Annotated in this window: 20 protein-coding genes and 2 pseudogenes; 13 read left to right on the top strand and 9 right to left on the bottom strand. The window is 72.1% G+C overall.

Annotated elements, in window-relative coordinates:
* The first annotated feature begins 52 nt into the window (after nt 1-52).
* The 4 genes from MF406_RS11195 to MF406_RS11180 are packed head-to-tail and all read left to right on the top strand — an operon-like array spanning nt 53 to nt 5,395.
* On the top strand, nt 53-1,501 hold the full coding sequence (locus MF406_RS11195; RefSeq protein WP_242893346.1) for an SCO6880 family protein: 1,449 nt from the start codon (nt 53-55) through the stop codon (nt 1,499-1,501).
* A gap of 48 nt (nt 1,502-1,549) precedes the next feature.
* On the top strand, nt 1,550-3,082 hold the full coding sequence (locus tag MF406_RS11190; protein ID WP_242893343.1) for an ATP-binding protein: 1,533 nt from the start codon (nt 1,550-1,552) through the stop codon (nt 3,080-3,082).
* A 44-nt stretch (nt 3,083-3,126) separates the two neighbouring features.
* On the top strand, nt 3,127-3,576 hold the full coding sequence (locus MF406_RS11185; protein WP_242893340.1) for a hypothetical protein: 450 nt from the start codon (nt 3,127-3,129) through the stop codon (nt 3,574-3,576).
* A gap of 58 nt (nt 3,577-3,634) precedes the next feature.
* A complete protein-coding gene (locus tag MF406_RS11180) occupies nt 3,635-5,395 on the top strand; it encodes a type IV secretory system conjugative DNA transfer family protein (RefSeq protein ID WP_242893337.1) in 1,761 nt (586 codons plus the stop codon).
* A gap of 53 nt (nt 5,396-5,448) precedes the next feature.
* On the opposite strand, the gene MF406_RS11175 is transcribed toward MF406_RS11180, so the two are convergent.
* A complete protein-coding gene (locus tag MF406_RS11175) occupies nt 5,449-6,714 on the bottom strand; it encodes an IS110 family transposase (RefSeq protein WP_242893334.1) in 1,266 nt (421 codons plus the stop codon).
* Nucleotides 6,715-7,010: 296 nt separating this feature from the next.
* Here MF406_RS11175 and MF406_RS11170 point away from each other — a divergent pair, with 296 nt between their 5' ends.
* Together MF406_RS11170 and MF406_RS11165 are read left to right on the top strand one after the other, a co-directional pair.
* Nucleotides 7,011-7,514 (top strand): single-stranded DNA-binding protein, encoded by a 504-nt coding sequence (locus MF406_RS11170; protein ID WP_242893331.1) that lies wholly within the window; start codon nt 7,011-7,013, stop codon nt 7,512-7,514.
* A 78-nt stretch (nt 7,515-7,592) separates the two neighbouring features.
* The gene (locus MF406_RS11165; protein WP_242893328.1) at nt 7,593-8,192 is read left to right on the top strand and encodes a hypothetical protein; all 600 of its coding nucleotides are present in this window, start codon (nt 7,593-7,595) and stop codon (nt 8,190-8,192) included.
* 234 nt (nt 8,193-8,426) lie between these two features.
* On the opposite strand, the gene MF406_RS11160 is transcribed toward MF406_RS11165, so the two are convergent.
* Both MF406_RS11160 and MF406_RS11155 read right to left on the bottom strand, forming a co-directional pair.
* Nucleotides 8,427-9,875, bottom strand: a complete 1,449-nt coding sequence (locus tag MF406_RS11160; protein WP_242893325.1) for a recombinase family protein — start codon at nt 9,873-9,875, stop codon at nt 8,427-8,429.
* 37 nt (nt 9,876-9,912) lie between these two features.
* Nucleotides 9,913-10,407 (bottom strand): recombinase family protein, encoded by a 495-nt coding sequence (locus MF406_RS11155; RefSeq protein ID WP_242893323.1) that lies wholly within the window; start codon nt 10,405-10,407, stop codon nt 9,913-9,915.
* 31 nt (nt 10,408-10,438) lie between these two features.
* On the opposite strand from MF406_RS11155, the gene MF406_RS11150 reads away from it, so the two are divergent.
* On the top strand, nt 10,439-10,978 hold the full coding sequence (locus tag MF406_RS11150; RefSeq protein ID WP_371744661.1) for an ATP-binding cassette domain-containing protein: 540 nt from the start codon (nt 10,439-10,441) through the stop codon (nt 10,976-10,978).
* Nucleotides 10,979-11,084: 106 nt separating this feature from the next.
* Nucleotides 11,085-11,276, top strand: coding sequence for a zinc ribbon-containing protein (locus MF406_RS11145; RefSeq protein ID WP_242893321.1), 192 nt, complete (start codon nt 11,085-11,087; stop codon nt 11,274-11,276).
* Between the two features lie 74 nt (nt 11,277-11,350).
* Here the strand turns inward: MF406_RS11145 and MF406_RS11140 are convergent, their stop codons facing one another.
* The 4 genes and pseudogenes from MF406_RS11140 to MF406_RS11125 all read right to left on the bottom strand — a co-directional run.
* Nucleotides 11,351-12,280, bottom strand: a complete 930-nt coding sequence (locus MF406_RS11140) for a PfkB family carbohydrate kinase (RefSeq protein WP_242893318.1) — start codon at nt 12,278-12,280, stop codon at nt 11,351-11,353.
* Nucleotides 12,281-12,392: 112 nt separating this feature from the next.
* Nucleotides 12,393-12,701, bottom strand: a complete 309-nt coding sequence (locus MF406_RS11135; protein WP_242893315.1) for a hypothetical protein — start codon at nt 12,699-12,701, stop codon at nt 12,393-12,395.
* On the bottom strand, nt 12,701-13,006 hold the full coding sequence (locus tag MF406_RS11130; RefSeq protein WP_242893312.1) for a hypothetical protein: 306 nt from the start codon (nt 13,004-13,006) through the stop codon (nt 12,701-12,703). The genes MF406_RS11135 and MF406_RS11130 overlap by 1 nt, the downstream gene beginning before the upstream one ends.
* 85 nt (nt 13,007-13,091) lie before the next feature.
* A pseudogene (locus tag MF406_RS11125) lies at nt 13,092-13,737 on the bottom strand (sensor histidine kinase); the annotation flags it as partial.
* Here MF406_RS11125 and MF406_RS11120 point away from each other — a divergent pair.
* Nucleotides 13,619-13,903 (top strand): annotated as a pseudogene (locus MF406_RS11120) (histidine kinase dimerization/phospho-acceptor domain-containing protein); the annotation flags it as partial. The pseudogenes MF406_RS11125 and MF406_RS11120 sit on opposite strands and share 119 nt — an antisense overlap.
* Here the strand turns inward: MF406_RS11120 and MF406_RS11115 are convergent.
* Nucleotides 13,787-14,029 (bottom strand): hypothetical protein, encoded by a 243-nt coding sequence (locus tag MF406_RS11115; protein WP_242893310.1) that lies wholly within the window; start codon nt 14,027-14,029, stop codon nt 13,787-13,789. The pseudogene MF406_RS11120 and the gene MF406_RS11115 overlap by 117 nt on opposite strands.
* Between MF406_RS11115 and MF406_RS11110 the strand changes: the two genes are divergently transcribed.
* From MF406_RS11110 to MF406_RS11100, 3 genes are all read left to right on the top strand, one after another.
* The gene (locus tag MF406_RS11110) at nt 14,022-14,678 is read left to right on the top strand and encodes a carbohydrate-binding domain-containing protein (protein WP_242893309.1); all 657 of its coding nucleotides are present in this window, start codon (nt 14,022-14,024) and stop codon (nt 14,676-14,678) included. The two genes, MF406_RS11115 and MF406_RS11110, sit on opposite strands and share 8 nt — an antisense overlap.
* A 346-nt stretch (nt 14,679-15,024) precedes the next feature.
* Nucleotides 15,025-16,038, top strand: coding sequence for an alpha/beta hydrolase (locus MF406_RS11105; protein ID WP_242893306.1), 1,014 nt, complete (start codon nt 15,025-15,027; stop codon nt 16,036-16,038).
* A gap of 92 nt (nt 16,039-16,130) precedes the next feature.
* Nucleotides 16,131-17,132, top strand: a complete 1,002-nt coding sequence (locus MF406_RS11100; RefSeq protein ID WP_242893303.1) for a helix-turn-helix domain-containing protein — start codon at nt 16,131-16,133, stop codon at nt 17,130-17,132.
* Nucleotides 17,133-17,418: 286 nt separating this feature from the next.
* Here the strand turns inward: MF406_RS11100 and MF406_RS11095 are convergent, their stop codons facing one another.
* Complete coding sequence (locus tag MF406_RS11095) at nt 17,419-19,752, bottom strand: catalase (protein ID WP_242893300.1); 2,334 nt, start codon at nt 19,750-19,752, stop codon at nt 17,419-17,421.
* Nucleotides 19,753-20,089: 337 nt separating this feature from the next.
* Between MF406_RS11095 and leuA the strand changes: the two genes are divergently transcribed.
* Complete coding sequence (leuA, locus tag MF406_RS11090; protein WP_242893298.1) at nt 20,090-21,847, top strand: 2-isopropylmalate synthase; 1,758 nt, start codon at nt 20,090-20,092, stop codon at nt 21,845-21,847.
* Nucleotides 21,848-21,879: the final 32 nt, after the last annotated feature.

The raw sequence follows: 21,879 nt of genomic DNA, 5'->3' as shown, positions 1-21,879 counted from the left end.
CGGCGCGTACCTGGCAGACGACCACCCCGTATGCGTCGTCCGAAGGAGCGTCATGGCCACCACCGACTACGAGCTGAGCCCGGTGAAGTTCTCCCGGCTCACCACCCGCGGCATCATCCTGGGCCTGTCGCTGCCGCAGGTGATCGCCCTCGCCACCGGCGCGGTCATCTTCATCGCCGCGCTGTATTCCGGCGGTCCCGCAGCGCTCTACACCGCCCCGGTGTGGCTGACCCTGGCGGCGCTCGCGGTCGTCGGAGTCGGCGGGCGCAAGCTCATCGAGTGGGTGCCGATCACCGGGCACTGGGTCTGGCGCAAGGCCGCCCGCCAGACCGTGTACCGGCGCCGGATCGTCAAGCTCCGCCCCGCAGGCACCCTCGCCCTGCCCGGCGACGCGGCCGCGCTGCGCCAGTACGAGGATCCCGAGTCCGGGGCGGTGATGGTGCACGACCCGCACGCGCAGACCCTGACCGCGATCCTGGAGGTGACCCACTCCGCGTTCGTGCTGATGGACCCCGGTGAGCAGGAGCGTCGCGTGCACGGCTGGGGCCGGGTGCTGTCCACCGTGTGCCGCTCCGGGCGCATCGCCCGCGTGCAGGTCCTCGAGCGCACCGTCCCGGATTCCGGCTCCGGCCTGTCGCAGTGGTGGACCGAGCACGGCCACGACGACGGGTCGTGGGTCGCGAAGACCTACGCCGAACTCATCGAACGCGCCGGGCCCGCCGGGGAACGCCACATCACCACCCTGTCCCTCGCATTGGACATGCGCGCCGCCTCCCGGCAGATCCGCTCCGCAGGAGGCGGGATCAAGGGTGCCGCCGAAGTGCTGCGGCAGGAGATGCACACCCTCACCACCGCACTGCGCGCCGCGGACCTGAAGCCCTCCGACTGGTACACCCCTGGGGATCTCGCGGTGATGCTCCGCACCGCCTACGACCCGCAGATCGCCGCCACCCTCGACCGGGCCGGTGACATCGGCCGCGACCTCGCCACCGCGGGCCCCGTCGCGGTCGAGGAGACCTGGAGCCGGCTCCGGTCCGACTCCGCCCACCACGCGGTTCTGTGGGTGTCGCAGTGGCCCCGCTCCCAGGTCTACCCGGGGTTCCTCGCCCCGATCCTGCTCTCCAGCGGCATCCGCCGGGCCGTGACACTGCTGTACGACCCGGTGCGCTCCGACCAGGCCGCCCGCGACATCCGCAAGAAAAAGACCGAGTACATCAGCGACCAGAGTCAGCGGCAGCGGATCGGGCAGATCGAGGACGCCTCCCAGTCCGCCGAGTACGCCGACGTGCTCCAGCAGGAGGCGGACCTCACCGCCGGGCACGGCGTGCTGCGCTACACCGGGCTGATCGCCATCTCCGCCTCGAGCATCGACGAGCTCGACGCCGCGGTCGCCGCGATCGAGCAGGCCGCAATCCAGGCCTCCTGCGAGACCCGCCTGCTGGTCGGGCAGCAGGCGCAGGCGTTCGTCGCCGCAGCTCTGCCGCTGGGCCGCGGCCTGTGACCCGCACCTGACCACCGGAAATCACAGGCGAAGGGAACGGGGTGCGCGATGGGCGCGGACGACACACGCAGGAAGCTGTACTCGACCGTCCTGGTCGAGACCGGCAAGGGCGACCGGAAGGCCAGGCGGCAGCGGCAGCGCGCCGCACGTCAGGTCCTCGCGCAGGACCAGGCCACGACACGCGCCGAAGCCAAGGCGCGATACGAGGCGGAACGGGCCGAGGCCCGCGCGACCACATACCTGCCGCGTGGCGGTGAGCCGGGGCCGGCGGCGCTGCGCTCCCCGAGACGGTTCCGGGTCCCGGCACACCAGGACACGTCCGCGGCGTTGCAGGGCGCGTACCCGTTCCTCGCCGAGGGCGGGCTCGGCTCGAACGGGGTGTTCGTCGGCCAGGACCTCTACAGCTCCGGATCGTTCGTCTACGACCCGTGGGTGCTCTACCAGCGGGGCATCATCACCGCCCCCAACCTGGTGCTGGCCGGGATCGTCGGCAGCGGCAAGTCCAGCCTGGCGAAGTCGCTCTACACCCGGTCGATCGCCTTCGGTCGCCGCGTGTACGTGCCCGGTGACCCGAAGGGCGAGCACACCCCGGTCGCGCAGGCCGTCGGTGGGAAGGCGATCATCCTCGGCCACGGGCTGGGTGCCCGCCTGAACCCGCTCGATGAGGGCTACCGCCCGGCCGGGGTCGCCGACGACGAGTGGGCCACCACCGTCGCCGCCCGCCGGCGGGATCTGATCGGCGCGCTCGCGGAGACCGTGCTGGAGCGGTCGTTGACGCCGTTGGAGCACACCGCGATCGACGTCGCCTTGCGTGCCACGGTCTCGCAGAGCTCGGTGCCGATCCTGCCGATGGTGGTCGACCGTATCCTCGCCCCCGACCGCGCCGAGGACACCGACGGGAGGCTGGCCGAGGACGGGCGACTGGTCGGGCACGCGCTGCGGCGCCTGGTCGCTGGGGACCTGCAGGGCTTGTTCGACGGTCCATCTACGGTTCGGTTCGACCCGTCGCTGCCGATGCTCTCCCTGGACCTGTCCCGCGTCGTGGAGAACAGCACTCTGATCTCGGTGCTGATGACGTGCTCGTCGGCGTGGATGGAGTCTGCACTGCTGGACCCGAACGGTGGACAGCGGTGGGTCGTGTACGACGAGGCGTGGCGGCTGATGTCGCACCCGTCATTGTTGCGTCGCATGGACGCCCACTGGCGCCTCGCGAGACATTACGGGCTGGCGAACCTGCTCATCTTCCACAAGCTCAGCGACCTCGAGAACGTGGGAGATCAGGGGTCGGCGATGCGCGCGCTGGCGTCGTCGCTGCTCGCGAACGCGGAGACCAGGATCATCTACCGGCAAGAATCCGACCAGCTTGGCGCCACCGCGCAGGCGCTCGGGCTGACCGGCACGGAGCGGAAGCTGCTGCCCGCCCTGGGCACCGGACAAGGGCTCTGGCGGATCAAAGAATCCTCGTACGTCGTGCAACATCAGTTGCATCCTGCTGAGTTGCAGGCCTTCGATACTCGGTCTCGGATGCTCGATCCCACCGCCGGGCGAGCCCGCGGTGACGGCGCGGGAGAGTCTCTGTGATCGGCCGCGGGCGACGGGTCGAGTCGCCCGGGTCGGTGCCGCCGGTGCTGCCGCAGATCATCGCCGAGGTCGTCTCAGCGGAGCACGTCGTGCTCACCGTGAACGGCAAACGGCTGCCCGCGACGCCGACCCGCCGCGCCGAGCTCGGGCCGGCGATCGCCGAGCTCATTGCCCGGTTTGCCAGCCCGACTCGGGTCGAGGTCCGCGAGCTCGACGGCAGCGTCTACGCCGACATCCTGACCCCCGAACCCGACGGCGCGGCACCGCTCGACGAGTCTCCGGAGCGGCCGCGGCCGGAGCTGGTGGAGTTCACCGCGGACGGGTTCGTGCCCGGTGAGGACGTGGCGATCGCGCTCGTGCTGCGCCATACCTCCGCCGCAGGCAACGGCACTGCCCGGGCGTTGCTGGACCGTGCCGAACACGCGACCGCGACCGGGGAGCTGATCCTGCTGGGCCGGATTTCCGGGACCACCATGGTGCGCCGCATCGACTGAACTCCGCACCTGCCTCCTGACCTCGCCGACACGCGGCGAGTTCAGGAAGGACCCGCCCATGCCCTCCGCTCACCCCAGGCCCGCGAACGACGCCTTCTTGAACATCGCACTCGGCGGCCTGGTCGCCGTCGTCGCCTTCGGCGGCGTGCTCGGTCTGGCCGGCAGTATCGCCGCGTTCCTCACCGGCCATCCGCAACCCACCGCCGGAATCACCGACGGTCTCGGCGTGCTCGCGAGGCCCGCCGACCCCGGCACCGCCTTGGGAACTGCGGGGTTGAACCCGTTCGCTTACTGGGCGGTCGTGGTCCTGCTGCTGGGGATCCTCGCGGCCGCGGGGGTGTTCGTGTGGCGGGCGATCAGCCGAGCACGCGCCGCGACGAACCCGCACCACCTTGCCGGCACCGCCAGCGGCGCCGAGGTCGCCCGCGTCGCGTCCCCGAAGGCGCTCGTCAAGCGGGCCGGCACGCTCCGCCCGTCCCTGACCGGCAAGCCCGAGCCGGGCGATGTCGGCTACCTGCTCGGGACGAGCAAGGGCGGTCAGGTGTGGGCGACCGTCGAGGACAGCATCCTCCTGATCGGACCGCCCCGCTCCGGCAAGGGCCTGCACGTCGTCATCAACAGCGTGCTCGACGCGCCCGGCGCGGTGATCACCACTTCCACCCGCCCCGACAACCTCACCGCCACCCTCCGCGCCCGCGAACGCAAGGGGCCTGTCGCGGTTTTCGACCCGCAGCAGCTCGCTCCCGGCCTGTCCGCCGGGATGCGATGGTCGCCGGTGCGTGGCTGCCAGGACCCGCTCACGGCGATGATCCGCGCCAAGGGGCTCGCGACGGCCACGGGGTTCGGTGGGGTGCAGGAAGCCGGGTTCTGGGAAGGCAAGACCACCTCCGCCATCCAGGCGCTGCTCCACGCCGCCGCGCTCGACGGCCGCGACGCGAGAACCCTCTACCAGTGGGCGCTGAACCCGACCCTCGCCGGTGATGCCGTCCGCATCCTGTCCACCCATCCCGGTGCGGCCGACGGGTGGGCCGACTCCCTCGACGCGATGGTGCAAGCCGACCCCCGCACCCGCGACTCGATCTGGCAAGGCGTGTCCCTCGCCCTGGCCGCGCTCGCGGACCCGCGCGTACTCGACGCCGTGTCCCCAGCGGTCGGTGAGGAGTTCGACCCGGAGTCGTTCCTACGCGACGGCGGCACGCTGTACCTGCTCGCCACGGGTGCGGGAGCCGGGGCGTCGGCTGCGCTCGTGGCGGCGTTCATCGAAGACCTCGTCGAGGCAGCGCGGAAGATCGCGGCACGCTCACCCGGCGCGCGGATGGACCCGCCGCTGCTGCTCGCCTTGGACGAGATCGGGAACCTCTCGCCGTTGCCGTCGCTTCCCACGCTGATGGCCGAAGGCGGCGGCACCGGCATCACCACCTTGCCCGTGCTCCAATCGCTCGCTCAGGCGCGGGAGAAGTGGGGCGAGAACAACGCCAACGCGATCTGGGACGCCTCCATCGTGAAAGTCATCCTCGGCGGCGCATCCAACAGCCGCGACCTGCAGGACCTGTCCACGCTCATCGGCGACCGCGACGAGACCACCGACAGCGTCACCACCGACGCCTACGGCTCCCACTCCACCCAACGCTCCGTGCGGCGGGTCCCGATCCTCCCACCCGACGTGCTGCGCACTCTGCCGTTCGGCACCGGCGTCGTCATGCTGCGCACCGCCCGCCCGATCATCACCACCCTGCGTCCCTGGCCGAAGCGCGCCGACGCCACCCAGCTGCGCGAGGACCGCGCCCACGTCGAACGCCTCCTGCGACCGGGCCCGTGACCTGCAGGTCGCGGGCCGTACCTGACCTGTGACCCCGCATGAGAAGCCCTGTGTCAAGCCGCCTGCCGGTGCGGGGGGTTGCCGGCCTCGGCGAGGACGCGTTGGAGGGCGTGGTGGCGGGCTTGGTCGTAGGCGGTGTGGTCCTGCCAGCAGTGCCAGATGACGTAGAGCCAGGCGCGGGCGAGGACCCGGACGGCGTGGGGGTGGTCGTGCCCGCGGGCTATGGCCCGGTCGTAGAGGTCGGCGGCCCAGGGGTTGGCGTGCCGGGAGTCGCCGGCGAAGTCGGTGACGGCGTCGCGGAGCTGCTTGTCGCAGGCCCAGCGGAAGCCGACGGCGCGGAGCTTGCCGGACTGCCGGGTGGAGGGCGCCACGCCGGCGAGGCAGGCCAGGGAGTCCGGGGTGGGGAACTTGGCCCGGCAGTCACCGATCTCGGCGAGCAGGCGGGCGGCTCGCACGGTGCCGGACCGGGGCAGGCTGGTGAAGATGTGCTGGTCGGCGTGGTCCTGGAGCTGGCGGCCGATCTGGGCGGTGAGGGTCTTGATCTGCTCGACCAAGGTGGCCAGGACCGCGACCAGGGCCTTGGTGATGTTGGCCTGGGTGTCCGCGTCAGGGCCGGTCACGCCGCGCGGGGCGGCCCTGAGGCGGGTGTGCAGGACCTCGGGGCTGGTGCGCCCGGGGTAGCCGGTCCTGGCCAGCCACTCGCCCAGCCGCTTGGGGGTGAGCCAGTCGGCCTGGTCCTGGGTGGTGAAGCGGGTCAGGAAGGCCAGGCTGATGCCGGAGTCGATGTCGGCGAACAGGCCGACCGCGCCGGGGAAGACGTTGCGCAGGTGGGCGCGCAGCTGGTTGCCCAGGGCGACCCGGTGGGTGACGAGGTCCTTGCGGGCCCGGCAGGCCCGGCGCAGCGCCACGGTCTCGGCGGTGTCGGGCTCGAGGCGGCGCAGCCGGGCCCGGTCGGTGCGCAGGGTGTCGGCCAGCACGAACGCGTCGAACCGGTCGTCCTTGTTGCCCGCCGAGCCGTAGCGCCCGCGCAGGTTCTTGACCTGGTTGGGGCTGATGACCACCACGGTCAGCTCGGCGCCGAGGAGGGTGTCGATGACCGGGCCGTCGGGCCGTTCGATCGCGACCTCCCCGGCGCCGTGCCGGCGCAGGAAGGTGATCAGGTCGCGCAGGCCGGCCGCGGTGTGCTCCACGAGCGCGCGGGCGACCTCCCGGCCGCGGGCGTCGACGATGCACACCGCGTGGTCATCACGGGCCCAGTCGATCCCGGCGGTGACGTCGTTGGGGGGTATCTCGGGCAGGGTGTTGCTGGCAGACTTCACGTCAGCCTCCTCGCTGCTAGCTCCAGTGGGGAGGCACCCTCGTGTGCTGGTGCCGAGACGTTGCTGCCGGTTCGCTCACTGATCGGCGCTCGGAGGCGCTCAGCCCTGTCGACGGTCCGCACGTCCCGGGTCACCACCAGACCTCGCAGATCTCATGCTGGACATCGACCGCGTCAAGCGAGCAGGGCGATGGCCCGGTGGCACCTCGGGTGCATCAGCACCCCATCGAAGGGCACCGACACAAGGAAGGTAGACCAGTGAGCGGGCGAACCGATCTAGACCCTGAAGGAGGGTTCATGGCCATTCCCACCCGCGAGGCCCTGTCGGGGTTCATCGCCACCGACCCGCAGCTGACCGAGACCAGCAACGGCGGGCACCGGTTCTACGCTCGCGTCGGCATCGAGCAGTTCCAGCGCAACGAGGACGGCTCGTTCACGCAGCTGGAGAGCGAGTTCACCAACCTCGTCATGTTCGACCGGGCCGCCGAACGCGCGCACGAGAAGTTCCAGAAGGGTGACAACTTCATCGCCGAGGGCCGCAGCAACGTCCACGAGTACCAGGGCGAGCAGCGCGAGCAGTTCATCGCGTCCCGCATCGGCCACGACAACAACCGCACCACCTACACCGTCGACCGTTCCCGCCAGGAGCGCGCCGGGGCGGACCGCGAGGCGCCGGAGCGGGCGGCCGGGGAACGAGACCCGGCTGCTGTCGCGCTCGCACAGCGCGAGCAGGCCCTCCAGCCCGAGACGACCGCCACCAGCGGCACTGTCCAGGCCGATCGCGCAGCGGTGGCCCGATGAGCCGGGTGCCGCCGGCGGCCCCGCAGCCACCCGCCGGCGGCACCCTTCGTTTCCGCTCTGTGGACGTGAAGGATTGACATGCCCGACGTGACTGACCCGGAGGCTCCGCTTCCAGACGACGCCGGCGACGAGGTGCGCCGGATCGTCGAGCAGCAGTACGCCCAGCACATCAACGACGTTCTCGGCGAGGTGCCTCGGCCGATCAACTGGCGAACCCTGCCCCCCGAAGACCTCGAGCATGAGCTGCTCGAGCTCAACGCGTGGGTCGACTGGCTCCGGCATGAGTACGGCCTGCCCGCGCAGATCATCCCGCCCATGTGGCACCGCCACCCCGAGCTGCTCTGGGAACTCTCCGCGCTCCGCCAGCACTGGCTGTTCTGCTTCGACCCGCAAGCCAAGGGCAACCAGGCGCTCGCCTGGCACCACGACTTCGCCATCGCGCGGGAACGCCTGCGCGACTGGGTGACTATCTCCGGCACGAGGCTCGACCGCGATCGGCCCACCCGCATCACTCCGTGGCCAGGCGGCGAAGCCGAGGACTGGACGGAGCCCGAGGCCGCTGATCAACCTGTGCGGGAACGGACCGAGGACTTCCTCGTGTTCGTACGGCAGGAGGCGGCGTCACGGCGGGCCGAGCAGACCCGGTACATCGATGAGCTGGGGGCCGACGATGCCTGACGGCGCTGCGACGACCGACAGCGACCCGGGAACTGGACGTTGGCTTCCGCCTGACTTCGATGTGAAGGCGTGGACCCAGGCCGCCTGTGAGGCGTCGGGCGTTCCGTTTGCGGTCGAGGATGTCCTCGTCCTGTCCCGGCTGCGGGAGCTGTCCGAACATCCGGGATGAGGCGGGCGCAGGCGAAACGAAGCCCGCCGCAGTCAACAGACTGCGGCGGGCCTTCTTGCGTGGGCTCAGGCCTTGAAGGTGAGAGCGACTCGCTCCGGTCGGAACCGAGATCCGCAGTTCGGATCGGGGTGAACCACGAGCTCGTCGATCAGCGAGGTCAAGATCGCTCGCTTCTGCGGCACCGACCACTCGTGCGCCCACGCCCGTCGCAGCGCCGTCTCGTCACCGATCGGAAGACCCTTGAGAGCGCTGCCCGTGTTCACCCTCCCGATGGTGAGCTCGGCATCATGCACCGCGCCCTGCGCCGCTACGCGAGCGGCGGAGTACTCGGCACGACTGAGAATGCCCGCTCCGTAGTCGCGCGCGAGATCCTCCATCCGACTGCGGGCAGCCACGATACGGTTCATCGCTTCCTCGACCACACCACCTGCAGTCGCCGACGGGGCAGGGAGCTTGGTGACCGCGAGTCGCGCGATCACCGCTTCCGTGACCAGCTCTTCGAGTCCCGGTCCCGATACGGTGAGCCCGCCGCGCTCGGGATATGCCGGAACCGGCATGCACCGGTAGTAGAACCGCTTCGCCGGTCCCGTGCCCCCTGATCCTCGCCGGTGTCGGCCAGAGACAAGACCTGCGCCGCACTTCCCGCATCTGGCGATCGTGGACAGGAGTGTGACTGAGGATGCCCCTACACGCCGGTCTGGGCTGCCGAGCATCGCGCGGATACGGGATGTCTCCTCGGGTGTGATGATCGCCGTCCAGTTGCCTGGTCCGAGGATGTCCCTGCCGTTCGGGGCATCGCCATTCTTGCGTCCCGGGTCATAGGCGCGCTGCCCGGAGATTCGTGCCGACACGAGGATCGACTTCACGGTCGTGGCGTGCCACACGCCCAGAGTTCCCTTGCCGGCCCTGGGGGAGGGGACACCGGAGTCGTCGTTGAGCCACTTGGTGATGGATCGCAACGACTGGCCGGCGAGGAACCGGTCAGCCATCTCTCGCACGATCGCAGCTTCCTCCGGAATCAGAACGCCACCGATCCCGTACCCGAACTTGGGGCCTCCGTGCCAGTCTCCGCGCTCGGCCTTCTGCTGGTTCGCTCGGCGAATGCGATCGGCCTTGTGCCCGGACTCGTACGCAGCCATCGCGACCAGCTGGCGCGCCATGAGTCGCCCCTCGTGCGTGTTGAGATCGAACGCCCCGCCCATGACAGCTTCAATCCGAATCGGGTGTGACTCCACCAGGTCGATCAAGTCCTCCAGCTCCCGCGGGCGGCGATAGAGGCGGTCGACGTGCCACACGACCACTCGTGACGGGCCAGTCCTGATGCGCGCGAGCATCTTGTCGAACTCAGGACGCTTCTTGTTCAAGTAGGCCGAGGTGTCGTTGTCCATGAACACGTCGGCCACCGTCACCAAGAGCCCGAGTCGCTCGCACAGTGCAAGGCAGTCATGGCGCTGTCGCTCGACGCCCGCCTCCTCGCCCGTCCGATCCTCGCTAATGCGCAGGTAGACGAGCACCTGTTCCTGGAGTGATGTCTGTCCCGTGAGCCCGTTCCTAGAGGCCATGTCGATCGCCCCCAGGCGTGCGCTGCGAGCCCGTCATGCCGACTATCGGCCTGGCACCGGTCGATGCGATCGCGACCAGTCGCCCGGCCTCCGGCCGACCCTTGGACGTGCCGAGTTCGAACCGGGCGCCTGCAACGGTCTCGACACGCACAGGCCGTGTCTTCGCCAGAGCGACCAGGCTCGCCAACGCCCCAGGGGTTCGACAGAGCCTGTCGATGTGCCACGCCAGGATCTGGGTGGCTCCCTGGGGCTGCACTCGCGCCAGGAGCTCGTCGAACCCCGGGAGCGTCCGCCCCGAACGAGCCGCGGCATTGACGTCCTGGTACACATCGATCTCGTCGGGCTCGTACCCCAGCCGACCGCACAGCGCCAGGCAATGTCCTCGCTGTCGCTCGGCTCGAATGTCGTCTCCTGAGCGAGCCCTGGCGACCCGTACGTAGACCACGACGTGCTCCTCTTCCTGCTTCCTCAGTTCGGCGTTCATGCCGATCACCTCCACTTGGTAGGTGCGTCAGATGCACCAGGTGGAGAAGTCGACCCTGCTCCACCTGCTCGCCGGCCGGCTGCGGCCCACCGGCGGGCAGGTCAGCACCCGGCCCGGGGCCCGGGTCGGTCTGCTCACCCAGGGCATCGACATCCCCGACCCGCACCGGCGCGGCCCCGCCCGCACGGTGCGGCAGGCCTACGCCGACGCCGTCGGGACCGAGCGCGCAGCCCGCGTCCCGCTGTCCGCCTTCGGGCTCATCGCCGGCCGGGACGAGAACCGGGCGCTCGGCGCGCTGAGCCTCGGCCAGCAGCGCCGGCTCGCCCTGGCGATCGTCCTGGCCGACCCGCCCGACGTCCTGCTGCTCGACGAGCCCACCAACCACCTGTCGCTGCTGCTGGTCACCGCCCTCGAGGACGCGATCGGCGACTACCCGGGCGCGGTGCTCGTCGCCTCGCACGACCGGTGGCTGCGCGCACGGTGGACCGGCCACCGCCGCCACCTCGTCGCGACCGCGGACGGCCCGGGCGCCCTCGGCCCTCCGGCTGGAAGGACTCACGAACCCGCCTGACCCGACCAGCCGCAAGGAGCTGCGCCGCCACAGCGGGAGGGTCCGGTTCCGGCGGTGCGCCGAATCCCGCCCATCGCCACGCCTTGCGCGAGGCAGCGCCCCGGGGGTGCACTGGGGGAGGCGTGAGGAGGAGGCGACGATGGCCGCGCATGCCGGCGAGACCGCGCAGAAGACTGGTGACTTCTACTGCTCGAAGTGCGACGCAAAGGTCCACGTCACCCAGGGCGACAAGATCCCGAAGTGCCCCAACGGGCACTCGGAGTTCGGGAGCCGCCGGAACGAACCGGGCAACAAGTGACGGCGCTCGACGGGCTCGCGTGACTGGCTCCTGGCCATCGGCCACAGCCGGCGGGCGTGCCTGCTCGCGCACCGTCAGCCGCCGGCGCGCGCCGTCCGGCTCTCCGTCGCGACCTGGGACACCGCCGCTGCATCGAGGTCGGGGCGGCCGCCCAGCCGGGCCACGGTCGCCGCGGCGGCGGCCGACGCCCACCACCCGGCGGTCTCGGGATTGTGCCCGCGCAGCAGCGCCACGACGAGGGCGGCGAGGAACGCGTCCCCGGCACCGGTCGGGTCCACCGGGGGGCCGCCGAGGTGCGGCAGGAGGACGTGCCCGCCCCGCCAGGCCAGGACGTTGCCGGCCTTCCCTGCCGAGAGGGCGACGACGGCGGGCCCGGCGCCGAGCAGCTCCCGCGCTGCCCGCACGACGTCGGTGACGTCGTCCAGGGACCGCCCGACGAGCCGGGCGGACTCGGTCTCGTCGGCTCGGACGACCGTGGCCACCCCCAGCACCTCCGAGCGGTCCTCCTCCAGGGAGCCGTCCGCGGCGACGAGGGCGCCCGCGGCGGACGCGGTGCGGACCGTCTCCAGGACGGCCTCACGGGGCTGCTGGAGCTGGACGAGCACGGCCCGGGCGGAGCGCAGCAGCGGAGCCGCAGCGCGGACGTCCTCGGCCCTGGTCAGCACGGCGGGCGGGACGTGCTCGAAGAGCCGGCGGACGCCGTCGGCCGTGACGACGTCGACCATCAGCGCGGTGTCCGCCCCCTCCCGCCGTGCGACGGCGGAGACGTCCAACCCGTCGCGCTGCGCCTGGTGCAGGACCGCCGCACCGGCGTCGTCGGCGCCGACGACGCCGAGGAGCGCCGCCGAGCAGCCCAGCTGGCGGCAGGCGACGGCCTGGTTGGCGGCGCCGCCGAGCATCTCGAGGCGCTGCGTCACCGGGACCGAACCCCCGGCTGCCGGGAGCTGGTCCACCGCGACCACCAGGTCGCGGCCGACCACGCCCATCACAACCACGTCGGCCATTGCCGCCCCTCGCTGCTGCAGCGGGTCACCGCCAGCCGGCCACCCAGGCACTCACCGTAACGACGGGCCGTGCCCGGAGGCCCGGAGGCAGACCCGGCTGGCCGAGGTGCCGTCAGGCAGGTTGCTGGAACACCGCTCGCTCGAGCCGCTCGAGCCGTTGCGCAACGGTCCCGCCCACTTCTTGCTCCTCGGCGTGCAGGCGGTCGAGCGCCCAGAGGCGGATGAGTGTGGATACCGGCAGGTTGGCCTTGCGTGCGGCCCGCTGCAGCCGCCCGTGCTCCTCGTCGGACAGCCGTACCGATACAACAGTGCCGCGCCCGGCATTCGGTCGCGTCGCATTGACCTGCATGAGCTCCTCGGAGATCTCGTCCTGTTCTGCCGCCGCACCCTCCTCGGCGAGCAGGTCGTCGATCTTGCTCATCACTCCTCATCTCCATAGACCCTTTGGTCACGCGGGTTTGCTGGCCAAGCGTTGGTGCCCCACCAGTCACCGTCCGGTGGCTCATCAGGGTCGGCCGCAGCCTGGACGAGAATGACCGTGAGCAGCGTTCCCGCGCTGACCGAGTAGCCGATCACCCGGACCGAGCGGCGGGATCGGCTTGCGGGATCTGGAACGAGCCATACAGCGTGCGCATCGTTGACGGCTTCGTCGGCCCAGCGTGGCTCGACCCCGTGCCGGTCACGGATGTAGTCGACACGCTTGCTCCAGTCGACTCGTACGTTCACGCACTACAGAGTACTACGCTACCCCTCTCCTCCTCCGCGAGAGGGCTCTTCGAGCGGTACAGCACGACGGAGCTGAGGTGAGGCCTCAACCGCCTCCCGCCGCACGACCCGGCCCGGCCGGACCCCCGGCGTCCCGTCCGGCGCGGCCCCCGCCCCCGGCGTCCGGTACCGGCGGCGCGCCCGGCGGCGTGATGGTGAAGGTGGTCGCCCCGGGCGTGCCGTCCACGTCGACCCGGCCGTCGTGGGCGCGGACCACTGCCTCGACGATCGCCAGGCCGGGGCCGGTGGACCCGCCCGTGGACGCGCCGGTGGTGTCCCCACGGGCGAAGCGCCGGAACAGTCGGGCGCAGCTCGGCGGGGATGCCGGGGCCGTCGTCGCGCACCGAGACGACGACGCGGTCGTCCGCCCGCCGCACCGTCGTGGTCGCGGTGGTCCCGGCGGGGGTGTGCACCCGGGCGTTGGCGAGGAGGTTGGCGAGCACCTGGCGCAGGCGGTCCTCGTCGCCGACGACGACCGTCCCGCCCGCGCCCGCGCCCGCGGTGCCCGCGCTGCCCGCGCAGCCCCCGCCGGCGGCACCCGCGTCGTCGAGGTCGGGCAGGTCGAGGAGCCAGGTGTGCTCCGGTCCGGCGGCGTGCGCGTCGGCGACCGCGTCCACGACGAGCCGCGCCAGGTCGACCGGGGCGTGGTCGAGGGGCCGACCGGAGTCGAGCCGAGCCAGCAGGAGCAGGTCAGGTCGGCGTCGGCGTGGACGGCGTCGTCGGCGGAGGTCAGGGTCAGGGTCAGGGTTGCGCCAGTTCGTCGCCGACGCCAGCCACGAGCTGCGGACCCCGCTGGCCTCGATCGCCGGCTACGCCGAACTGGTCCAGGGCCTGCCCGGCGGGCTGCCCGAGGGCGCCGGGCAGGCCATGGCCCAGGTGCGCTCGGAGACCGCGCGGATGACGGCGCTCGTCGAGGACCGTCAGCGGCGGCACGACGACGATCCCCGGCGCGTACGAAGGGCTCGAGGCGGCGAACATGACCATCAGCGGCGGCTCCGTCACCCTCACCACCACGGACGACGGCATCAACGTCGCCGGCGGCAACGACGGCTCTGGCCAGCAGGACCCAGCGGGCCAGCCCGGCGCGGGCCAGCCAGGCGCGGGCGGTCCCGGCGGCGGTGGCCAGGACGAGTTCGCCGTCGGCGACTACAGCCTGACGATCACCGGCGGCACCGTGGTGATGGACGCCGACGGCGACGGCGTCGACTCCAACGGCACCGCCACGATGAGCGGCGGCACCGTCGTCGTCAGCGGCCCCACCGAGGAGATGAACGGTGCGATCGACGTCCAGGGCACCTTCGACATCAGCGGCGGGACGCTCGCCGCCGCCGGCAGCGCGGGCATGGCGCAGGCCCCCGCCGACGGCGACCAGGCGGTGCTCGGGCTCCGGCTCGGCGGCACCGAGCCGGCCGGAGCGGTGCTGCAGATCGTCGCCGACGACGGCACCACGGTCGCCGTCTTCGAATCCACCAAGGACTTCTCCTCCTTCGTCTTCTCCTCCCCGGACCTCGAGCCCGGCCAGACCTACGAGGTCTTCGTCGGCGGCACCGTCGACGCCGAGACGACCGGTGGGCTCGCCTCCGCCGGCGACCTCTCCGGCGCCACGTCGCTGGGCACCGCGACGGCCTCCTGACCCGGGCCTGTTGCTGCATGGGCCTGAGCAGGCGAACAATCGCAACGTGCAGGGCCCGAACGCCGATGAGGTCCGCATCTTGTGGTGCTCACCAGGAGCATCCCGAAGAAGTCGCGGGCTCCGCGGTCAGCAATGGCTGTCGTGCATACGCCTCATACCGTGGCCGTGGGTCAGAGCGCGGCAGAACGAGGCTGAGCGTCGATCCGACGGACGCTCCAGGAATATCCACCCCGCCGTCTGGCGGACATTTCCCGCCGCCTGACGGCTTGCCGCCGGGCAGCCGAGACACCATGGTCGGGTGACCGGCGTCACCTCGGACGCTGGAGTGTCGATCTAGGGGTGTTCCATGACGAAGGCGTTGCCACCAACCTCGGTCTCCACAGCAGAGATCGGCCCGCCCGTACCGTTCGATCCGGAGGTCGCCGCCGCTCTGCCACTGATTCATCAGGCCCTCCCGCCGGATGCCTTCACGCTCGAGAGCCTCCCGGCGCTGCGGCAGGGCGGCCTGACGGTGGAGCCGCCCTCGGACGAGGACCTGGCTCGCGGCGGGGCCTTCGAGGTCCAGGAACGGCGGGTGCCCGGCCCCGCAGGTGCGCCCGAGGTGCCGGTGCTCATCTGCCGCCCCAGCGCGGCGACCGGGGCTGTCGCCGCGATCTACCACACCCACGGCGGAGGCATGGTGATCGGCGATGCCCGCACGGGCCTGCCAGGGGTCCTGGACTGGGCCGAGGAGCTGAACCTGGCAGTGGTGTCGGTGGACTACCGGCTCGCGCCGGAGACCCCGCACCCCGGACCGGTGGAGGACTGCTACGCCGGGCTGGTCTGGCTGGCGGAGAACGCCGAGGAGCTCGGGGTGGACCCCCGGCGGATCGTCATCGCCGGCGCGAGCGCCGGAGGCGGCCTGGCCGCGGCGGTCGCGCTGCTCGCCCGGGACCGCGGCGGGCCGGCGCTGCTCGGCCAGCTGCTCATGTGCCCGATGCTCGATGACCGCAACGACACGGTCTCCGCGCATCAGATGGCCGGACTGGGCATCTGGGACCGGACCTCCAACGAGACCGGGTGGACGGCCCTGCTGGGCCAGGCAGCCGGCGGTCCGGACGTCTCTCCCTATGCGGCCCCGGCTCGGGCGACCGACCTGTCCGGGCTGCCCCCGGCGCTCATCGACGTCGGCTCGGCCGAGACGTTCCGCGACGAGGATGTCGCCTACGCCTCCCGCATCTGGGCCGCCGGCGGGGTGGCCGAGCTGCACGTGTGGCCCGGCGGGTGCCACGGGTACGACGGCTTCGTCCCGACCGCACCGATCTCCGTGCAGACGCAGGCGGCCCGCCTGGCCTGGTTGCGGCGGCTGCTCGACGCCTGACGGCCAGCCGGAGCCCACCGCCAGGGTGGCCCCCCACCCCCGGTGGTGGGCCACCCTGGTGGCGCGGGCACCAGGGAGAAGAGGATGAAGCGGTGAAGGACCTCATCCTGCGGCTCTCCGCCCTGGACCCGGAGGCAGGGGCGGCCCTGCGGGCGATCACCTACTTCGACGCCCTCGCCGCCGCCCGCCCGGGCCTCCCGGCCGTCGTGCGCGGTGCTGTGACCCTGACCGGAGCGGCAGCCGGGTTCCTGGACCCCCACCACCGGACTGGCCTGCGCGTGGACGAGCGCGGCCAGGCGCGCCACGACGCCACCCCTCCGGACCCCCGCTGGCTGAGCGCCACGGTCGGGGAGGACGGGGCGCTGCTCTGGCTGGAACGAATGCCGCCGGCGCGCACCATCGACGCGGTCGTGCTCGAGCGCGCCGCCGCCCTGACCCTCGAGGTCCTCGACCGTACCCACGGCCGGGACCGCCGCGAGACGGACGAGACCGAATGGGCCGAGGTCCTCGTCGACGCCGGCGCCTCGGAGCGGATCCGGCGCCACGCCGCGCACCAGCTGCGGCTGCCGCTCACCGGCCTGGCCCGGGCCGTCGCCCTGCCGGGGTCCGGTGTGCGCATCCAGGCGGCGACGGACGGGTCTGCCGACGCGTCCCCGGCGGGCCGGGCCGGGATCGGTCCGGCCGTGCCGGTGCTCGACCTGCCCGCCTCCTGGGCCCGGGCACGGCTGGCGCTGCGGCTCACCGCCGCAGGTACCCCCGCCGATCCCGGCCCGCGGATCGTGCACGCCGAGCAGATGGGCGGGCTGGCCCTGCTGGCCCAGCACGTCGGCCCGGACACGCCGCTGACCCCGGACGAGACCGCCCTGCACCAGGCCGCCACGGCCGCACCGTGGATGCTGGCCACCCTGGAGGCCGTCGCGTCCACGACCAGCCGGCGGGCGGCCGCCGCGCGGCTGGTGATCCACCACTCCTCCCTGCAGGAGCGCCTGGCCAGGGCCGAGCGATACCTGGGCTGGCCGATCACCGAGGCCCATGGACGGCTGCGCCTCCAGCTGGCCCTGGTGCTACGACGACTCCACCGTCCCGAGCCGTGACCGGCTCGGACGGCGACCGCCCGCAGCGGCCGCACGGTGGGCGCCATGTGACGGGACCGCCACCGGCCTCGGCTGGCACAGCAGGGCACTGCTCAGCGACTGCCGCCGGATCAGCCGCCGAGGGGGTTCCCGAGGCCGCCGCCTGTGCCGCCGCAGTCCTCGCCCTGAGGACCCATGCCCACCGCGCTGGTGCGCCCCGAGCCCGGTCTGGTCGGTGATCGCCGCCCGGCGCGCCCGGGTGAGCCGTGGGAGGAGCGCCGGCATCGCCGTCGTGGTGTGGGGTGGCTCACACGGGGAACCGGTCCCAGACCCGGTGCATCCTCAGGAGCTCCAGGACCTGCTCGAGCGTCGCGGTCGCGGATTCGCGGACCACCACGCCGGCACCGGTGGCGCCGGCCTGAGCGAGCACGGACCCGCCGTCCCCCCAGGCGCCGATGGGCTTGGCGTGCCGGAAGGCCTCGGCGACGAGCATGGTGACGCGCGGGTCGAGCGCGGCGGCCGAGGGATCGGCGTGGCTCCCGACCCCGGCGGCCTTCGCGTCGGACGCCGGCGACGCGTCCGCGGCGGGCGCCGGAGCACCGGTCACCAGCACCGCGTCGAACTCCACCGACCGGGCGGTCAGGAAGGAGCGCTGGACGGGGAAGGGGTCGCGGGAGTCCTCCGCCAGCATCCCGCCGTGGGGGCCGACGACCAGCGGCGTCATGCCGGCGGCGTGCACCGCCCGGCGAACCTCGCGCACGCCGTCCAGGTCGGAGCGCTCGTCGGCGATGATGCCGACCCGCCGCCCGTCGGTCGGCCATGTCCTGCCCACCTGGGACAGTGCGGGGCTGAGCCGCACGTCGTCGGCCGGCGGCACGGCCGGCTCGGGCGCGGGCAGACCGAGCCGCTCGGCAACCCGTCGGCACAGCACCGGGTCGATGCTGGCGAGCGCGATCAGCTGACGCTCCTTGACTGCCTGCTCGTAGCACTTGCCGAGCTCGAAGGCGTAGGCGCCGACGATCTGCTCCTGCTCCACCGGGCTCATGCTCAGCCAGAACATCCGTGGCTGGCTGAAGTGGTCCGCGAAGGACTCGGGCGACCTCCGCTCCTTGACGCCCTGCACCGCTTCGGGCACCTCGACGTAGCCGCCGCCCTCGGCGCCGATGACGAACGGGCAGCCGCCGTCGATGCTGTTCGGGCGGTACGGGGCGTTGCCGGCGTGGACGGCGTGCTGGTGGTAGCCGTCGCGGAACATGTCGTTGACCGGTACGTGCGGACGGTTGACCGGGATCTGCGAGAAGTTCGGGCCGCCGAGCCGGATCAGCTGGGTGTCCAGGTAGGAGAAGAGGCGGCCCTGCAGCAGCGGGTCGTTCGTGACGTCGATGCCGGGCACCAGGTGGCCGGGGTGGAAGGCCACCTGCTCGACCTCGGCGAAGAAGTTGGTGGGGGCGGCGTTCAGGGTGAGCAGGCCGATCGGCTGCACCGGGGCCAGCTCTTCGGGGACGATCTTGGTGGGGTCGAGCAGGTCGATCCCCTCGAACGTCTGGTCCTCGGTGTCCGGGAACGTCTGGACCCCCAGCTCCCACTCGGGCAGGGCGCCGGACTCGATCGCGTCGTACAGGTCCCGGCGGTGGAAGTCCGGATCGGCGCCGTTGATGAGCTGCGCCTCCTCCCACACCAGCGAGTGGGCGCCGAGCTTGGGTTTCCAGAAGAACTTCACGAGCGTGGTGCGCCCGTCTGCGGCGACCATGCGGAAGGTGTGGATCCCGAATCCCTCCATCGTCCGGAAGGTGTGCGGGATCCCGCGGCCGGACATCTGCCAGATCACGTGGTGCTGCGCTTCGGTGTGCAGCGAGACGAAGTCCCAGAAGGTGTCGTGCGCGCTCTGTGCCTGCGGGATCTCCCGGGCCGGTTCGGGCTTCACCGCGTGGACGACGTCCGGGAACTTGATGGCGTCCTGGATGAAGAACACCGGGATGTTGTTGCCGACGAGGTCGAAGTTCCCCTCGGAGGTGTAGAACTTCACCGCGAAGCCGTGGGTGTCGCGCACCGTGTCCGCCGAGCCACGGAACCCGACGACCGTGGAGAAACGCACGAAGACGGGTGTCTCCACCCCCTCGGCGAGGAACGCTGCCCGGCTGATGCTGGCGGCGCTGCCGTACGAGCGGAAGACGCCGTGCGCTCCCGTGCCGCGAGCGTGGACCACGCGCTCGGGAATCCGCTCGTGGTCGAAGTGCATGATCTTCTCGCGCAGGTGGTGGTCCTGCAGCAGCACCGGTCCTCGCGGGCCCGCCTTGAGCGAGTGGTCGGTGTCGTACAGCCGCAGCCCCTGCGCCGTCGTCAGGTAGGTGCTCGCCTGGGCGCGGGCGTCCGGCGCCGAGGGGTCGTCCTTGCCGGTGGGCGACACCGGCCGCGGCGCCCGCTGGTCGGGCTTCGCCGGCAGCGGCGCACGCGGCTCGGTGGGTTCTTGGACGGTGGGCGGCTCGCTGCCGGGAGCGCCTGGGATCGTGATCTTCCCGACGGCGTCCTGGACGGTCTCGGCCACCTCCTTCGCCGCGTTCTTGGCGGTCTTCGCGACCGACGACGCCGCGTCCGCGACCCGCTCGGCCGGTCCGCGGTCAGAGCTGTCCTGAATCCCCATGGTCGTGACCCTAGTCACCGCGGTGCTGCGGGGCATCCGCACGGAGACGTGCGGCGAGCGGACCGACGCCGACCGCCGTCAGCTCCGCACGGTGCCCGCCCGACGTCGACCGCCCGACGGTGACCGCCCGGCGGCTGCCGCCCGACGGCGGCCGTACGGTGGGCGGCCGCACGGCGGGCGGCATGTGACGGCCCGCCGCCGGCGCGCTAACCTCCTGCCGTGCGCACCCGGCAGCCCTGGCTGCTCCTTCGCCGCCGCGACGAGGCCACCTGAGGCCGGCTCCTCGTCGCGGCGCTCGTCGTGCCCGGCCAAGATCCGCCCGCGACGAGGAAGACCGATGAAGACCGCAGCCCAGATCACCGCCCAGCGCCCCTCCACCATGCCGGTGGCCAAGTACCGCCCGTTCGTCGCCACCAACCCGGTGGACCTGCCCGACCGCACCTGGCCCACCCGCCGCACCACCCGCGCCCCCCGCTGGCTGTCCACCGACCTGCGGGACGGCAACCAGGCCCTCATCGAGCCGATGGACGCCGCCCGCAAGCGGCGCATGTTCGACCTGCTCGTGCGGATGGGCTACAAGGAGATCGAGATCGGCTTCCCGGCCGCCTCGCAGACCGACTTCGACTTCGTCCGCTCCCTCGCCGAGACCGACGCGGTCCCCGAGGACGTCACGGTCTCCGTGCTCACCCAGGCCCGTCCCGAGCTCATCCACCGCACCGTCGACGCCCTGGTCGGCTTCCCGCGGGCCACCGTGCACCTGTACAACGCCACCGCGCCGGTCTTCCGGGACCTCGTCTTCCGCAACGGCCGGGAGGCCACCCGCGAGCTCGCCGTCGCCGGCACCCGCGAGGTGATCGCCCACGCCGAGAAGGTGCTCGAGGCGGACACCGTCTTCGGGTACCAGTACTCCCCGGAGGTCTTTGTCGACACCGAGCTGGACTTCGCGCTGGAGATCTGCGAGGCCGTCATGGACGTGTGGCAGCCGGATGCCGGGCGGGAGATCATCCTCAACCTGCCGGCCACCGTCGAGCGGGCCACCCCCAACGTCTACGCCGACCAGATCGAGTGGATGAGCCGGCACCTGTCCCGCCGGCAGCACGTCGCCCTGTCCCTGCACCCGCACAACGACCGCGGCACCGGCGTCGCCGCCGCCGAGCTGGGCCTGCTCGCCGGCGCGGACCGGGTGGAGGGGTGCCTGTTCGGGCAGGGCGAGCGGACCGGGAACGTGGACCTGGTCACCCTGGGGCTGAACCTGTTCAGCCAGGGCGTGGACCCGATGATCGACTTCTCCGACATCGACGAGGTGCGCCGCACCGTCGAGGCGTGCACCCAGATGGACGTCCACCCCCGCCACCCCTACGGCGGGGACCTGGTCTACACCTCCTTCTCCGGCTCCCACCAGGACGCCATCAAGAAGGGCTTCTCGGCCCGGGCCGAGAAGGTGGCCGCGGCCGGCGGGGACGAGGACACCGTCGTCTGGGAGCTGCCCTACCTGCCCATCGACCCCAAGGACGTCGGCCGCAGCTACGAGGCGGTGGTCCGGGTCAACTCCCAGTCCGGCAAGGGCGGGGTGGCCTACCTGCTCTCCTCCACCCGGCACCTGGACCTGCCCCGCCGGCTGCAGATCGAGCTGTCCGGCATCGTGCAGAGGCACACCGACGCCTACGGCGGGGAGATCGACGCCGAGCAGCTGTGGTCGATCTTCGCCGACGAGTACCTGCCGCACACCGCGGCGATGGGCCTGCGCCCGTGGGGCCGGTTCGAGCTCAAGGGCACCACCGTCACGACGGCCGGGGAGGGCGAGGACGCGGTGCTCACCGTCACCCTCGTCGACGGCGGGGTCGAGCGGGTGGTGGCCGCCGCCGGCAACGGGCCCATCGACGCCTTCCTGAAGGCGCTGCACGAGGTGGGCGTGGACGTGCAGGTGCTGGACTACGCCGAGCACGCCCTCTCCGCCGGCGGGGACGCCACCGCCGCGGCCTACCTGGAGTGCGAGGTCGGCGGACAGGTGCTGTGGGGCGTGGGCATCGACCCGTCCACCATCACCGCCTCCTTCAAGGCCATCGTCTCGGCGGTCAACCGCGCCCAGCGCTGACGCCGACGGCGGCCGGACCGTGCTGCCCGACG

The sequence above is a fragment of the Georgenia sp. TF02-10 genome, assembly GCF_022759505.1.
Lineage (GTDB): Bacteria > Actinomycetota > Actinomycetes > Actinomycetales > Actinomycetaceae > TF02-10.
The sequence above is the reverse complement of the archived record's forward strand: the minus strand, read 5'-3'. Positions and strand labels throughout refer to the sequence as shown.